Origin of the sequence: Bradyrhizobium sp. Rc2d, from assembly GCF_900099855.1 — a bacterium.
GTDB lineage: Bacteria > Pseudomonadota > Alphaproteobacteria > Rhizobiales > Xanthobacteraceae > Bradyrhizobium.
The window spans coordinates 128,854-144,878 of record NZ_FNCU01000008.1 but is presented as its reverse complement, the minus strand read 5'-3'; the positions used below and the strand labels follow the sequence as shown (position 1 = coordinate 144,878).

The 16,025-nt window shown below is 66.3% G+C and carries 12 protein-coding genes; all 12 read left to right on the top strand.

Going from position 1 to position 16,025, the window contains the following annotated elements; all coding sequences use genetic code 11:
* Positions 1 to 122 precede the first annotated feature (122 nt).
* The 12 genes from BLV07_RS13270 to rseP all read left to right on the top strand — a co-directional run bounded on the left by BLV07_RS13270 (position 123) and on the right by rseP (position 15,901).
* Positions 123 to 845, top strand: a complete 723-nt coding sequence (locus tag BLV07_RS13270) for an outer membrane protein (protein ID WP_091885854.1) — start codon at positions 123 to 125, stop codon at positions 843 to 845.
* Positions 846 to 1,283: 438 nt separating this feature from the next.
* On the top strand, positions 1,284 to 4,787 hold the full coding sequence (dnaE, locus tag BLV07_RS13265; protein ID WP_091885850.1) for a DNA polymerase III subunit alpha: 3,504 nt from the start codon (positions 1,284 to 1,286) through the stop codon (positions 4,785 to 4,787).
* Between the two features lie 100 nt (positions 4,788 to 4,887).
* A complete protein-coding gene (locus tag BLV07_RS13260) occupies positions 4,888 to 5,415 on the top strand; it encodes a DUF2846 domain-containing protein (RefSeq protein WP_176945512.1) in 528 nt (175 codons plus the stop codon).
* Between the two features lie 231 nt (positions 5,416 to 5,646).
* Positions 5,647 to 8,193 (top strand): caspase family protein, encoded by a 2,547-nt coding sequence (locus BLV07_RS13255; protein ID WP_091885847.1) that lies wholly within the window; start codon positions 5,647 to 5,649, stop codon positions 8,191 to 8,193.
* 213 nt (positions 8,194 to 8,406) lie between these two features.
* Positions 8,407 to 9,402: a 30S ribosomal protein S2 gene (locus BLV07_RS13250; protein WP_091885844.1), complete on the top strand. Its 996-nt coding sequence runs from the start codon at positions 8,407 to 8,409 to the stop codon at positions 9,400 to 9,402.
* A 133-nt stretch (positions 9,403 to 9,535) separates the two neighbouring features.
* Positions 9,536 to 10,459, top strand: a complete 924-nt coding sequence (gene tsf / locus BLV07_RS13245; protein ID WP_091885841.1) for a translation elongation factor Ts — start codon at positions 9,536 to 9,538, stop codon at positions 10,457 to 10,459.
* Between the two features lie 61 nt (positions 10,460 to 10,520).
* Positions 10,521 to 11,237 carry a UMP kinase gene (gene pyrH / locus BLV07_RS13240; protein ID WP_091885838.1) on the top strand — a complete coding sequence of 239 codons (717 nt, stop codon included), beginning with the start codon at positions 10,521 to 10,523 and terminating at the stop codon, positions 11,235 to 11,237.
* A 66-nt stretch (positions 11,238 to 11,303) separates the two neighbouring features.
* Entirely contained in the window at positions 11,304 to 11,867 is a 564-nt protein-coding gene (frr, locus tag BLV07_RS13235) for a ribosome recycling factor (RefSeq protein ID WP_091885834.1), read from the top strand.
* Positions 11,868 to 11,879: 12 nt separating this feature from the next.
* Positions 11,880 to 12,638 carry an isoprenyl transferase gene (locus tag BLV07_RS13230; RefSeq protein ID WP_091885831.1) on the top strand — a complete coding sequence of 253 codons (759 nt, stop codon included), beginning with the start codon at positions 11,880 to 11,882 and terminating at the stop codon, positions 12,636 to 12,638.
* Positions 12,635 to 13,477, top strand: coding sequence for a phosphatidate cytidylyltransferase (locus BLV07_RS13225; protein WP_091885828.1), 843 nt, complete (start codon positions 12,635 to 12,637; stop codon positions 13,475 to 13,477). Before BLV07_RS13230 ends, BLV07_RS13225 begins: the two co-directional genes overlap by 4 nt.
* A gap of 4 nt (positions 13,478 to 13,481) precedes the next feature.
* Entirely contained in the window at positions 13,482 to 14,705 is a 1,224-nt protein-coding gene (gene dxr / locus BLV07_RS13220; protein WP_091885825.1) for a 1-deoxy-D-xylulose-5-phosphate reductoisomerase, read from the top strand.
* Positions 14,706 to 14,749: 44 nt separating this feature from the next.
* Positions 14,750 to 15,901, top strand: coding sequence for an RIP metalloprotease RseP (gene rseP, locus BLV07_RS13215; protein ID WP_091885822.1), 1,152 nt, complete (start codon positions 14,750 to 14,752; stop codon positions 15,899 to 15,901).
* Positions 15,902 to 16,025 lie beyond the last annotated feature (124 nt).

Here is a 16,025-nt window from a genome sequence, read left to right as displayed (position 1 = left end):
TCATTAATGAAGCGCGGCCCTTTGGCTCTAACTGTTGCGTCGAAGTTACAGCAATTCCGTCGATCGCTGATATGACGACCCACGGCCCGGGGGCCTACTGAAGAAACTGGAACGGGAATCAAATGAAGAAGAATTTGTTGCTTGCCGCTGTCAGCTTGATCGCGCTCAGCGCGGCTGCGCCGGCGGTGGCTGCTGACCTCGCGGCGCGGCCCTACACCAAGGCTCCGCCGGCAGCGATCGCCGCAGTCTACGACTGGAGCGGCTTCTACATCGGCATCAACGGCGGCGGCGGTTCGGCTCGCACCACCTGGGATTTCGTTGGCGTCGGCCGCGAAGGTTCGCACGATGCGACCGGCGGCACGGTCGGTGGTCAGATCGGCTATCGCTGGCAGTCCGGCCAGTTCGTGTTCGGCGTGGAAGGCCAGGGCAACTGGGCCGACTTCTCCGGCGACAATGTCAGCGCGCTGTTCGCCACCCGCAACCGCACCAAGATCGATGCGTTCGGCCTGATCACCGGCCAGGTCGGCTATGCCTGGAACAACGTGCTGCTCTACGTCAAGGGCGGTGCGGCTGTGGTCAGCGACAAGTACGAGATCTCCGACCTCGGCGGCGGGCTGCTCGCGTCGACCAGCGACACCCGCTGGGGTGGTACCGTTGGTGCCGGCCTCGAGTACGGCTTCGCGCCGAACTGGTCGGTTGGCGTCGAGTACAACCACATCTTCCTGGCCGACAAGGACGTGACGTTCGCCGGCTTCGCTGGCACCGAGCGCATCCGTCAGGACGTCGACATGGGCCTCGTCCGCCTGAACTACAAGTTCGGCGGCATGCCTATCGCGCGCTACTGAGACTGACGCTCAATTCGAGCGGCGTCGAAAGCCCCGGCCTTGCGCCGGGGCTTTTTTATTGTTCGAATTCAACAAGTTAACCATGCCCTTGCGGAATGGTTCAGACGACTTGACTCCTGAGAACGAAATGAGAACAATGTTCTTCATACGTTCTAGTAAAGGAGCGAGACATGTTCAGGGTTTTCGTGGAAGAAGCGGCTGCACTGGCGTCGATCACGCTGTTCGTCGGGATGATCGCGATCTGGGCCCAGGTGATTCCGCAGCTCTGAGCAGGCGCGGTTGGGGAAAAGCGGGACGACGCGGCGGATTGGCCGCTCCGGCGTGGACTCTCGCGGCGCCACACCCCACCATCGGGAGGCGAGTCGGCCGGGCGAGTGCATAATGCCTTGAGGAGCTGGCGACCGCTCCACTTCATCTGCAAGAGGCCGTTACGCGACCATGCCGAGCGCCGGATTTGTCCACCTTCACGTTCACTCGGCCTATTCGCTGCTCAAGGGCTCGATCAAGATCGCCAAGCTTGCCGAGCTCGCCAAGAAGGACCACCAGCCGGCCTTGGCGCTGACCGACACCGACAACATGTTCGGCGCGCTGGAGTTCTCCGACAAGATGGCGGGTTCCGGCATCCAGCCGATCGTTGGCTGCGAACTGGCGATCGACTTCGGCGACCAGGATCCGAACGCGCGCAATGCGCTGGGGCCGTCGCGCGTGGTGCTGCTGGCGGCGCAGGAGCGCGGCTATCGCAGCCTGATGCGGCTGAACTCGCGAGCGTTCCTGGAGACGCCCGACACCAATGCCTCCCACATCAAGTTCGACTGGCTCGAAGGCGAGACCGAGGGCCTGATCGCGCTTACCGGCGGTCCGGACGGACCGATCTCGCTGGCGCTTGCCACCGGGCAGGCCGAAATTGCGGCGTTGCGCTGCGAGCGTCTCGCCAGCCTGTTTGGCGACCGCCTCTACATCGAATTGCAGCGCCACAACACCGATAAGGAACGGCGCATCGAGAGCGGCCTGATCGACATCGCCTATGCCAAAGGCCTGCCGCTGGTCGCGACCAACGAGCCATATTTCGCCGCGACCGACGATTACGAGGCGCACGACGCGCTGTTGTGCATCGCCGGCGGGCGGTTGATCGCCGAGACCGAGCGCGAGCAGCTCACGCCTGATCACCGCTTCAAGACCCGCGCCGAGATGGCGGTGCTGTTCGCCGACATTCCGGAGGCGCTGGCCTCGACGGTGGAGATCGCCGAGCGCTGCTCGTTCCGACCGATGACGCGCAAGCCGATCCTGCCGTTCTTCACCGTCGGCGCCGCATCGAGCTCGGATGCGGGCGCGGTCGAGGCCGCCGAATTGAAGCGCCAGGCGGAGGAGGGGCTCGCCAACCGCCTGCGCGTCCACGGCCTGTCGCAGGGCACGACTGAGGAGACATACGCCAAACGGCTCGCCTTCGAGCTCGACGTCATCATGCGCATGAAATACGCGGGCTACTTCCTGATCGTGTCGGACTTCATCAAATGGGCGAAGTCGCAGGGCATTCCGGTCGGGCCGGGCCGCGGCTCCGGCGCAGGCTCGCTGGTCGCCTGGGCGCTGACCATCACCGATCTCGATCCGATCAAATTCGGCCTGCTGTTCGAGCGCTTCCTCAATCCCGAACGCGTCTCGATGCCGGACTTCGACATCGACTTCTGCCAGGACCGCCGCGGCGAGGTGATCCAGTACGTGCAGCAGCGCTACGGCCGCGACCAGGTCGCGCAGATCATCACCTTCGGTACGCTGCAGGCGCGCGGCGTGCTGCGCGACGTCGGTCGCGTGCTGCAGATGCCCTACGGCCAGGTCGACAAGCTGACGAAGCTAGTGCCGCAGAATCCCGCTGCGCCGGTGACGCTGGCGGCTGCGATCGAGAGCGAGCCGAAGCTCCAGGCGTTCCGCGACGAAGACCCGGTGGTGGCGCGCGCCTTCGACATCGCCCAGCGCCTCGAAGGCCTGACCCGTCACGCCTCGACCCACGCGGCCGGCATCGTGATCGGCGATCGCCCCCTGAGCGAACTCGTGCCGCTCTACCGCGATCCCAAATCCGACATGCCGGTGACCCAATTCAACATGAAATGGGTCGAGCCGGCGGGCCTCGTCAAATTCGACTTCCTCGGCCTGAAGACGCTGACCGTGCTCGACGTTGCTTGCAAGCTGCTCAAGCCGCGCAACATCCACGTCGATCTCGCGACGCTGCCGATCGACGATGCCGAGAGCTACCAGATGCTGGCGCGCGGCGATGTGGTCGGCGTGTTCCAGGTTGAAAGCCAGGGCATGCGGCGCGCGCTGATCGACATGCGCCCCGACCGTTTCGAGGACATCATCGCGCTGGTGGCGCTCTATCGCCCGGGTCCGATGGCGAACATTCCGACCTATTGCGCGCGCAAGCACGGCGACGAGGAGCCGGAATATCTGCACCCCGTGCTGGAGCCGATCCTGAAAGAGACCTTCGGCGTCATCATCTACCAGGAACAGGTGATGCAGATCGCGCAGGTGATGTCGGGCTATTCGCTCGGCGACGCCGACCTGTTGCGCCGCGCCATGGGCAAGAAGATCCGCGCCGAGATGGACAAGCAGCGCGACATCTTCGTCGCGGGCGCGGTGAAGAACGGCGTACCGAAGGGGCAGGCCGAGACCATCTTCGAGCTGCTGGCGAAGTTCGCCGACTACGGCTTCAACAAGAGCCACGCGGCGGCCTACGCGCTGGTGTCCTATCACACCGCCTACATGAAGGCGCATTATCCGGTGGAGTTCATCGCGGCGTCGATGACGCTCGATCTCAACAACACCGACAAGCTTTCCGAATTCCGCTCCGAGGCGCAGCGCCTCGGCATCAAGGTCGAGCCGCCGAACATCAATCGCTCGGGCGCGACCTTCGATGTCGGCGAGAAGACGATCTACTACGCGCTCGCCGCGCTGAAGGGCGTCGGCATCCAGGCGATCGACCAGATCATCGAGGAGCGCACGAAGAACGGTCTCTTCACCTCGCTCGCCGACTTCGCCGCGCGGGTCAATCCGCGCGCGATCAACAAGCGCATCATCGAGAGCCTCGCCGCCGCCGGCGCCTTCGACACGCTGGAGCCGAACCGGGCGCGCGTCTTCGCCGGCGCGGACTCGATTCTGGCCGCCTGCCAGCGCGCGCACGAGGCCGCCACGATCGGCCAGAACGACATGTTCGGCGGCTCGGCGGATGCGCCCAGCATCATGCTGCCGCAGGTCGAGCCGTGGCTGCCGGCCGAGCGGCTGCGCCGCGAATACGACGCGATCGGCTTCTTCCTGTCGGGACATCCGCTGGACGATTACGCCACGGTGCTGAAGCGCCTGCGCGTGCAGAGCTGGGCCGAGTTCTCGCGCGCGGTGAAGACCGGCGCCACCGCCGGCAAGGTCGCGGCCACCGTGGTCTCGCGCATGGAGCGGCGCACCAAGACCGGCAACAAGATGGGCATCATGGGCCTGTCCGATCCGACCGGCCATTTCGAGGCGGTGCTGTTCTCCGAAGGCCTCGCGCAATATCGCGACGTGCTGGAGCCGGGCGCCGCCGTGCTGCTCCAGCTCGGCGCCGAGCTCCAGGGCGAGGACGTCCGCGCCCGCGTGCTGCATGCCGAGCCGCTGGATGACGCCGCCGCCAAGACGCAAAAGGGCTTGCGCATCTTCCTGCGCGACACCAAGCCGCTGGAATCGATCGCCAAGCGTCTCGCCGGACCCGAGATGGCGCCCGCGAACGGTGCCGCGCCAAAGATCGGCAGTCCCGGCATCGCGCCGCGCTCCAACGGCGACGGCGAGGTCTCGCTGGTGATGATGCTCGACCTCGAGACCGAGGTGGAGATGAAGCTGCCCGGCCGCTTCAAGGTCTCGCCGCAGATCGCCGGCGCGATCAAGGCGGTCGCAGGCGTGGTCGACGTGCAGCAGCTCTAAGACCCGGTCTGCGCGATCCACACAGTGGTCGTGGGATGTGGTTGCAACCTGTCGCTGATTCCAGCTAGCATGCCCCCCGGGGAATGGGCTGGGGTGTGCGATGCTGCGACGGGGCGCGTTGTTGTTGGCCGTCGGTGCGATGCTGGTGGGCTGTGTCAGCGATCAGGTCGGAACCGACTTTGCCTCTGTGTCGAAAAAGGTCGGGCCTCCGCGCGCCGGGCACTCGCGCGTCGTCCTGCTCCAGGACAAGAGGAATGGGCTCAGCATGGCGATCTGCGCCTGTGAGGTGAAGCTCGACGGTGCGCCGCTCGGCAAAGTCGTGGCTGGGAAATACGCCTATGCCGATCGGCCGGCGGGTCGCCACGAATTGCTGGTGACGGAGCTGATGTTTCCGGGCGACACCAAGCGCGAGATCGTGATGGAAGCCGGCCGGACGCACTTCTACCTCATCAAGAGCAGCCCCAGGCACGATGCCGCGACCGGCGGCGCGATCGTAGGCGGCTTGGCCGGGCTTGCCGTCGTTTCCGTGGCGACGGCAGGAGACGCCAATCCTGGGCCGGCCGAACTCGTTGCGCTGGACGAGGCGACCGCGCGGACGAAGCTCGCCGAGCTGCAAGCTGTGGAGTGAGGTGCGCTGCACGACGGGTGCTCGATCTGATCGCACAGGGTCGGGACTTGAAGGAGCCTTGCGCCGTTTCGAAGCTGACTTGAGGCTGACTTGAGGGTGATCTGGAGCTGACGCCAGCAGCGGCGTGGCCATGCCGCCGCCTCAATCCGAGCTTTTCGTTCAACCGCCGTTCAGCCGGCTGCGCGCCTCATGCGTGGTGGCACCTCAACAACAATAGCGGGCAAGCAAGCCATGCGTGGGACGCTCAAAGTCTTCATTTGCCTTCTCCTGCCGATCGTGGCCCTTGCCGCCGGCGCGCCGGGACCCGTGCGCGCCCAGCAGCAGGAAAAGCGCATCGCGCTCGTGGTCGGCAATGGCGCCTATGCCAAATCGCCGCTGGCGACCACCGCGAACGATGCCGGCCTGATCGCCCAAACATTGCAGGCGGCGGGCTTCGACGTCGTCGGCGCGCGCGATCTCGACGGCGATACGCTGCGCAAGAGTTTTCGCGACTTCATCCAGAAGGCGCAGGCCTCCGGCCCTGGCACCGTCGCGATGATCTATCTTGCCGGCTACGGCGTGCAGCTTGCCGGCGAGAATTATTTCATCCCGGTCGATTCCAACATCACCCGCGACACCGACATTCCGACCGAAGCCTTGCGCGTCAGCGACTATGTCCGCCAGCTCGCCGCCATTCCGCTCAAGGCCAACATCGTTGTGCTCGATGCGGCCCGCGCGCAGCCTTTCATCGAAGGCGGCCAGCCGATCGCGAGTGGCCTCGCGCTGGTCGAGCCCGAGGCGAACATGCTGATCGCCTTCAATGCGGCGCCGGGCACGGTGGCGCCGGAGGAGCCGGGCCCCTACGGCATCTACGCGCAGTCGCTCGCCGAGATGATCCGCACCGGCGGCCTGCCGCTGCCCGAGGTGTTCGATCGCGTCCGCCTGCGCGTCAACGAGGCCAGCAAGGGCGCGCAGGTGCCCTGGAACGAGCAGAAGATCACCGCCCCATTTTCGTTCTTCGAGCGTGGGCCGGACGCGCCACCGCCGGAGGCCGCGCCCGACCAGGTCGCTGCGATCCGCAGCAAGCCGATCCGCGATCTCGGCGTGCAGGATGCCTATGCCGCCGCGCTCGAGCGCGACACGTTGCCGGCCTATGAGGAATTTCTCGTGGCCTATCCGAACGATCCGCTCGCAAAGCGCGTGATGGCGATCGTCGCGGCGCGCCGCGAAGCCATCACCTGGCGGCGGACCTACCGCACCGACACGCCCGAAGCGTACTGGTCTTATCTGCGCCGCTATCCGCGCGGCCCGCATGCGGCGGATGCGCGCCGGCGCCTTGCGATCCTCACCGCGCCGGCCGAGCCACCGCCGAGCTTTGCGATGATCGATTACGACGTGCCGCCACCGCCGCCGGAGGAGGTGGTCTATGTCGATCGCCCCGTGCTGTATTTCAGCGACCCCGATTTTGGCTTCGCGCCGCCACCGCCGCCGCCGGTCTACTATCTGCCGCCGCCGCCGCCGGATTTCGTCGTGCTGCCGCCGCCGCTGCCCGTGGTCGGCCTGTTCGTGCTGCCCCAGCCGGTGTTCGTGCCGATCCCGGCGTTCGTCCAGCCGCCGGTCTATGTCGCGCCGCCGCCGAACAACATCATCTACCAGAACATCCACAACACCACGGTCATCAATACCGTGATCAACCGTCCGGCGGCCGCGCCGACGGGCGCGGCGCCCGCGCAGGGCAATCTGGCGCCAGCCGTTGCCGGACGCGCCAACCCGGCAGGTCCAGCGGTGCCACAGGCCGTTGTCCAGCGCGCTGCCCTGATCCAGCAGGGCAAGGCGCCGATGCCGCCGAGTGCGGCCATCCAGCCGACGGCTAGACCTACGGCTAGACCTGGAGCGCCTGCCGCGACGCCGGCGAATGTCGCTCCGACTGTTGCGCCAACCGCTGCGCCACCGACCAGGCTGCCGCAGGCCAACACGCTGCCGGTCCCCGGCGCTCACGGCGGCCCACCGGCGCCGCCCGCGGGGGCAGGGCCTCTGCCGGGCGGAAGGCCCGTGCCGCCGACGGCGGCTGCACCCGGTGCGCCGTCGCCGACCCATCCGGGGGCGCCGACGACTGCTGCCCCGGGCACAACACCGCCGGCTCATTCCGGTGCGCCAACGGCTGTCGCGCCAGGGACGGCTGCGCCCCCCGCGACCAGTCCGGCCGCTCGGCCCGGCCAAGTGCCGAAGCCACCGGTGGCACAGAGCCCAGCTGGGGCCGGGCCTGCGGATCACGCCAAATCCGCGACCCGCGAGCCGGCCAGCTTGCCGCCGCCAGCGGCGGGTGGGCACGGCACGCCTCCGATCACCGCCGGCAGACCGGTCACGCCGCCACCCTCGGCCGCGCGCGAGCCGATCAAGCCGCAGAATCATCCGTCGGCTGCGCCGGCGCAGGCTGTCCGGCCGTCCGCACCGCCACCGCGGCCGCAAGCCGTGGCACGACCGACGCCTCCGCCGCCGGCCGCCGTCGCGCGCCCGGCACCGCCGCCTCCGCCGCATGTCGCATCGCCTCCACCGGCACGGGTGGCTCCGCCCGTGGCGGCTGCGCGGCCGGCGCCGCCGCCGCCGGTGGCAAGGCCAGCGCCGCCGCCGATGGCACGGCCCGCGCCGCCGCCGCCGGTGGCTCGGCCGGCACCACCGCCGCCGCCCCGGATGGCCGTCGCGCCTCCGCCACCGCCGCGCCCGGCAGCGCCTCCGCCACACCCCGCGGCTCCGCCGCCGGCGGCAAAGAAGTGCCCGCCGAACCAGCCGAAGTGCTAAGGCACGGCCCGATCTCTCTAAAGGGGGGGGCTCTGGCGGACGAAAACCGCCCCCCGAAAGGCCCTTATTTCCTTGCTTCTGGCCGAAATGGCGCTATATAGCGCGCCATCTCACACGGAAACATGGCTCACAAGGCCGTCCGGTGGCAACCGGGGCGAGAACGCTCCGTTTTGCTCACACGTTTCCGGAGGAACCAACCGGAGAATTAGAACGATGGCGCTACCCGATTTCACCATGCGTCAGCTGCTCGAAGCTGGCGTGCACTTTGGTCACCAGTCTCACCGCTGGAATCCGAAAATGGCACCGTTCATTTTCGGCACCCGCAACAACATCCACATCGTCGACCTCGCCCAGACCGTGCCGATGCTGCACCAGGCCCTCCAGGCCGTCAGCGACACGGTTGCCAAGGGCGGCCGCATCCTGTTCGTCGGCACCAAGCGCCAGGCGCAGGACGGCGTTGCCGACGCGGCCAAGCGCTGCGCGCAGTATTTCGTCAATTCGCGCTGGCTCGGCGGCACGCTGACCAACTGGAAGACGATCTCGGCCTCGATCAAGCGTCTGCGTCACCTCGACGACGTGCTGTCGGGCGGCGAAGCCAATTCCTACACGAAGAAGGAGCGCCTGACGCTGCAGCGCGAGCGCGACAAGCTCGACCGTTCGCTCGGCGGCATCAAGGACATGGGCGGTCTGCCCGACCTGATCTTCGTGATCGACACCAACAAGGAAGACATCGCGATCCAGGAAGCCCAGCGGCTCAACATCCCGGTCGCGGCGATCGTCGACACCAATTCGGACCCCAAGGGCATCACCTATGTGGTGCCGGGCAATGACGACGCCGGCCGCGCGATTTCGCTGTACTGCGATCTCATTGCGCGTGCGGCAATCGACGGCATTTCGCGCGCGCAGGGCGATTCGGGCATCGATGTCGGCGCCTCGGCCCAGCCGCTCGCCGAAGAGCTGCCGGCGCCCTCGTCGAGCGGTTTCCAGGGCCTTGCAGGTCCCCGCGGCACCGCGGACGACCTCAAGAAGCTGCCGGGCGTGTCGGGTGCGATCGAGAAGAAGTTCAACGATCTCGGCATCTTCCACTACTGGCAGCTCGCCGAGCTCGACCACGACACCGCGCACACGATCGGCGAAGAAGTCGGTCTGCCGAGCCGCGCGGATGCCTGGGTGGCCAAGGCCAAGGCGCTGACCGCGGAAGCGGAATAGTCAAAAAGAGCGATGGGTTGGCCGGATAGGATCCGGCCACCATTTCAGTTGACGCGAATTCCTGAGATGGACCGCGGCGGGGCGCTTCGATGCCGCGCCGCGGCAAACCGGCAGGCACAAAGGATTTTCAACGATGGCAACGATCACAGCTGCGATGGTCAAGGACCTGCGCGAGTCGACCGGCGCGGGCATGATGGACTGCAAGGCCGCCCTGACCGAAAACGACGGCAACATGGAAGCCGCGCAGGACTGGCTGCGCAAGAAGGGCCTGTCGAAGGCCGCCAAGAAGTCGGGCCGCGTCGCGGCCGAGGGCCTGATTGGCGCGCTCACCAAGGGCACCAAGGGCGTCGTGGTCGAGGTCAACTCCGAGACCGATTTCGTGGCGCGCAACGGCCAGTTCCAGGGTCTGGTCAAGATGATCGCTCAGGTCGCGTTCGACGTCGGCGCCGACGTCGAGAAGATCAAGGCCGCCAAGGTCGGCGACGTCACGATCGAGACCGCGATCAATGACGCGATCGCCACCATCGGCGAGAACATGACGCTGCGCCGCGCCGCCCAGCTCGAAGTCAGCCAGGGCGTGGTGTCGAGCTATGTCCACGGGGCCGTCATCGACGGCGCCGGCAAGATGGGCGTGATCGTGGCGCTGGAATCGCCGGGCAAGGCCGACGAGCTCGCAACGCTCGGTCGCCAAATCGCGATGCATGTCGCCGCCACCAACCCGCTGGCGCTCGATCCGTCCGGCCTCGATCCGGCGGTCGTCAAGCGCGAGAAGGACGTGCTTGCCGACAAATACCGCCAGCAGGGCAAGCCCGAGAACGTGATCGAGAAGATCGTCGAGTCCGGCCTCAAGACCTACTACAAGGAAGTCTGCCTGCTCGAGCAGGCCTTCATCCACGACACCGGCAAGTCGGTGGCGCAGGCAGTGAAGGAGGCCGAGGGCAAGGTCGGCGGGCCTGTGAAGATCGCGGGCTTTGTGCGCTATGCTCTCGGTGAGGGAATCGAGAAGCAGGAAAGCGACTTCGCAGCCGAGGTCGCGGCGGCCAGCGGCAAGAAGTAAGCGCCGGAACACCTCCTTCCGGCGTGCCGCCGGAAGCGGCGCCCGGACAAGGAAAGTGCTCATGACTGATCCGGTCTATCGTCGCGTCGTGATCAAGCTGTCCGGCGAATATCTCGCGGGACAGCAGGGCTTTGGTATCGACCAGCCGACCGTCGACCGGGTTGCGGACGATCTGATTGCCGCCCGCAAGCTCGGCACCGAGGTCGCGGTCGTGATCGGTGGCGGCAACATCGTGCGCGGCGTCGAGGTCTCCTCCCGCGGCGTATCGCGCCCGACCGGCGACACCATGGGCATGCTCGCCACCATGATGAACTGCCTCGCGCTGGAAGCGGCGATCGAGCGCAAGGGCGCGCCGGCGCGCACGCTGTCGGCCTTCGTCATGCCGGAGATTTCCGAGCTGTTCACCCGCACCGCGGCGCACAAATACCTCGCCGAGGGCCGGATCGTGCTGCTCGGCGGCGGAACCGGCAATCCGTTCTTCACCACCGACACGACCGCGGTGCTGCGTGCCGCCGAGATCGGCGCCCAGGCGGTGCTGAAGGCGACCAATGTCGACGGCGTCTACTCGGCCGACCCGAAGAAGGATCCGACCGCCACGCGGTTCGACCGGCTGACGCATTCGCAGGCCATCGAGGGCGACTACAAGGTGATGGATGCCACCGCCTTCGCGCTTGCCCGCGAGACGTCGCTGCCTATCATTGTATTCTCGATCGCGCAGTCGGGTTCGATCGGTGCGATTCTGCGTGGTGCCGGCCACGGAACCATTGTCGCCGGCTGACGGCTCGTCGTCGCGCCCCAAGAGAAGGGCGCGGAGCGGTCGCCGGGATTTCGAAGGAGAAACGTGATGGCCACGGGTAGTTTCGACCTCAACGAAGTGAAGCGCCGCATGCAGGGCGCCGTCCAGTCCCTCAAGCACGAGCTTGGCGGCCTGCGGACGGGGCGCGCCTCCGCCTCGATGCTCGATCCGGTGCAGGTCGACGCTTATGGCACTCACATGCCACTCAATCAGCTCGCCACCGTCAGCGTGCCGGAGCCGCGCCTGATCTCGGTGCAGGTCTGGGACAAGTCGATGGTCAAGGCCGTGGAGAAGGCGATCGTCGATTCCAATCTCGGCCTGTCGCCCGCGACCGAGGGCCAAGTGCTGCGCCTGCGTATTCCCGAGCTCAACGAGGAGCGCCGCAAGGAGCTGGTGAAGGTCGCGCACAAATACGCGGAGGCCGCCAAGGTCGCCGCGCGCCATGTCCGTCGCGACGGTCTCGACGTGCTAAAAAAGCTCGAGAAGAATCACGAGATGTCGGAGGACGACCAGAAGCGTCACGCCGACGAGGTGCAGAAGGCGACCGACGGCACGATCACCGAGATCGACCAGCTGCTGGCCGCCAAGGAAAAAGAAATCCTCACCGTTTAAGGCATCGCCTTCATGTCCAACGCCGCCGCGCCTGCAACGGAAGGACCCGACCGGTCCGACGCGCCTGCGCATGTCGCCATCATCATGGATGGCAACGGGCGTTGGGCGGCTGCGCGCGGCTTGCCGCGTGCGGAAGGGCATCGCCGCGGCGTGGACGCGCTGCGCCGCGTGGTGCGCGCCTCGCACGAGCTCGGCATTCGCTATCTCACCATCTTCTCGTTCTCCTCGGAGAACTGGTCGCGCCCGGCGAGCGAGATCGGCGATCTTTTCGGCCTGCTGCGGCGCTTCATCCGCAACGATCTGGCGAGCCTGCATCGCGACGGCGTCAAGGTCCGCATCATCGGCGAGCGCGAAGGGCTCGAGAGCGACATCTGCGCGCTCCTCAACGAGGCGGAGGAGCTGACGCGCGACAACACGCGCCTCACGCTCGTCGTCGCCTTCAACTACGGCTCGCGGCAGGAGATCGCGAAGGCCGCGCAGAAGCTCGCGCGCGAGGTCGCAGAGGGCAGGCGGGATCCCGCCACGATCGACGCCGAGACGCTTGGCGCGCATCTCGATGCGCCCGATATTCCCGATCCCGATCTCATCATCCGCACCAGCGGCGAGCAGCGCCTGTCCAACTTCCTGATGTGGCAGGCCGCCTATAGCGAGCTCGTCTTCGTGCCGATCCACTGGCCCGATTTCGACAAGGCGGCGCTGGAAAGCGCGATCGCCGAATTTGCCAGGCGCGAGCGCCGTTTCGGCGGCCTGGTCGCGAAAACCGCCTCGTGAGCGAACCCGACGCCGCACCGGCGGGCTCTGCGCCTGCCCCGAGCAATCTCGTGCTGCGGATCCTCGCCGCGCTCGTGCTGGCGCCGCTCGCCATTGCGCTCGCCTACGCCGGCGGCTGGCTGTGGGCACTTCTTGTCACCCTGGTATCGATCGGATTGTTCGCGGAATGGCTGATGGTGGTGGGCGCGGGCTCGGTCGCGCTGACTGGGACGGGGACTATCGTCATCGCCATCATGGGATTTTGCGTTGCCTTCGGCGCGCTCAAGACGGCTGTCATCGCCGGCTTCATCGGCGGTGCGATCGTGACGCTGATCGCGCGGGGCAAGTTCGTCTGGGCGGCTACCGGATTCGCCTATGCATCGGCGGCGCTGCTGGCCTCGATCCTGGTGCGGCAGGATCTCTTAAACGGGTTCGCCGCCCTGATGTTCGTGCTGCTCGTGGTGTGGGCGACCGATGTCGGCGGCTATTTCGCCGGCCGCAGCATCGGTGGACCGAAGCTGTGGCCACGCGTGAGTCCCAAGAAGACCTGGGCGGGCGCTCTCGGCGGCTTTGTCGCAAGCCTCTTGGTTGCGGTAGGCTTCGCGGCTTGCGGGCTCGGAAAGATGGCGCCATTGCTGCTCGTCAGCGCCATCCTGTCGGTGGTATCGGCATTGGGCGATCTGTTCGAATCCGCGGTGAAGCGGCGCTTCGGCGTCAAGGATTCCAGTCACTTAATTCCCGGCCATGGCGGACTTATGGACCGCCTGGACGGCTTTGTTGCCGCCATCCTGGCGGCATGGATTATCGGCTTTCTCCGCCATGGTGTGCATAGCGCCGGAAGCGGTCTTATGGTTTGGTGAGGATATGAGCGCGGTCCCATTGCGTAACAACAGGCTTGCTGCGTCTGCCGTCCGCAGCGTCACGGTACTCGGTGCCACCGGCTCGATCGGCGACAGCACGATGGATTTGCTGCGCGCCTCGCCCGAACGCTATCGCGTCGAGGCGCTGACGGCGAACGGCAATGTCGAAGCGCTGGCCAAGCTCGCGAAGGAATTCTCCGCGCGCTACGTCGCGATCGCCGACACCTCCAAGCTCGCCGAGCTGAAGGCCGCGTTGGCCGGGACCAGCACCGAATGCGGCGCCGGCGAAAGCGCGGTGATCGAGGCGGGTGCGCGTCCTGCCGATTGGGTGATGGCGGCCGTGAGCGGCGCCGCCGGACTGAAGCCGGCCCTGGCCGCGGTTGATCGCGGCGCGCATGTCGCGCTCGCCAACAAGGAATGTCTGGTCTGCGCCGGCGATTTCTTCATGCAGCGCGCGGCAAAGGCCGGCGCCTGCATCCTGCCGGCCGATTCCGAACACAATGCGTTGTTCCAGGCGCTGAGCTCAGGCAATCGCGACGAGCTCGTCCGCGTCATCATCACCGCCTCGGGCGGCCCGTTCCGGACCTGGAAGCCTGCCGACATCGAGCAGGCCACGCTCGAGCAGGCCCTGAAGCATCCCAATTGGAGCATGGGCCAGAAGATCACGATCGATTCCGCCTCGATGATGAACAAGGGGCTCGAGGTGATCGAGGCGTCCTATCTGTTCGCGCTCGCGCCCGACGAGATCGACGTGCTCGTTCATCCGCAGTCGATCATCCACGGCATGGTCGAGTTTTCCGATTGCTCCGTCGTGGCCCAGCTCGGCGCGCCCGACATGCGGACGCCGATCGCGCATTGTCTCGGCTGGCCTGACCGTATCAAGGGTCCGGCGGCCAAGCTCGACTTGGCCAAGATCGGCCAGCTGACCTTCGAGGCGCCGGATTTCGAGCGGTTTCCGGGCTTGCGCCTGGCCTACGATTCGCTCCGGACCGGGAAGGGAGCGACCACCGTCTACAACGCTGCCAACGAGGTCGCGGTCGCCGCTTTCATCGCCGGCAAGATCCGGTTTGGTGCGATCGCGCGCCTCGTCGAGGCGACGCTGGACGACTGGATCCGCAGCGGGAGCCAGGCTCCGATGACCTCGGCCGATGATGCAATCTCCGTTGACCATGTTGCTCGAAATAGAGCTGCCGCCCTATTGCCTCAAATTGCCTTAAAGGCATCCTAGATGGTTCGGGGCCAGGGCCTTGCGGCGCTGGATGAGGGAATTCGATGATCGACTTTTTTGTCCATAGTTTCAATACGTTGAGCCATGGGCTCCTCGGTTACGCGATCCCCTTCCTGTTCGTCCTGACCATCGTCGTGTTTTTCCACGAGCTCGGCCATTTCCTGGTCGCGCGCTGGGCGGGCGTTCGCGTTTTGACCTTTTCACTCGGTTTCGGGCCTGAGCTGGTCGGTTTCAACGACCGTCACGGGACCCGCTGGAAAATCTCGGCGATTCCGCTTGGCGGCTACGTCAAGTTCTTCGGCGACGAGAGCGAGGCCTCGACCCCGTCGGCCCAGACGCTCGCGGCCATGACGGCCGAGGAGCGCGCCGGCAGCTTCCACCACAAGAAGGTCGGCCCGCGCGCAGCCATCGTCGCAGCCGGACCGATCGCCAATTTCATCCTGGGCGCGCTGATCTTCGCCGCCATGGCGCTGTACTACGGCAAGCCGAGTACGATCGCGCGCGTCGATGGCGTCGTCGCCGACGGCGCTGCGGCCGCGGCGGGCTTCAAGATCGGGGACGTTGTCGTCCAGATCGACGGCAAGCCGATCGAGAGCTTTGCCGACATGCAGCGAATCGTTGCGATGAGCGCGGGTTCAGCGCTTGCATTCCAGGTGAAGCGGGACGGTGCCATTGTGTCGCTGACCGCGACCCCCGCGCTGCTCGAGCGCAAGGATCCGTTCGGCAACCGCCATCGCGTCGGCGTGCTCGGTGTCGAGCACAAGTCGCAGGCTGGTGAGGCCTCGACCGCGCCGGTGGGCATTGGCGAAGCGCTCAAGATCGGCGTCGAGCAGGTCTGGTTCATCATCACCAGCACCTTCAAGTTCCTGGGCTCGTTGTTCGTCGGAAACGGCAATCCCAACGAGGTCAGCGGCGTCCTGGGAATCGCGAAGATGTCGGGGCAGGCGGCGAGCGCCGGATTCCAGTTCGTGATCAATTTGTGCGCGGTGCTGTCGGTGTCGATCGGCCTGTTGAACCTGTTCCCGATCCCGCTGCTCGATGGCGGTCACCTTATGTTCTATGCGGCGGAAGTGGTCCGCGGCCGGCCTCTGTCCGAACGGACTCAGGAGATGGGGTTCCGAATCGGGCTCGGTTTGGTGCTGATGTTGATGGTGTTTGCGACCTACAACGACATCCTTCGGATGGCGGCTTCCTGATAGGGGCTTTTTTGTGGCGTTGCTGTTGAGCAACGTCTTGGAATGAAATTGAAATTGCGGCGCGCTCGACCGTTTGCGGCGTCGGTGAAATTGGCTACAAGCGGCCTGAACTTGGGGAATCTTT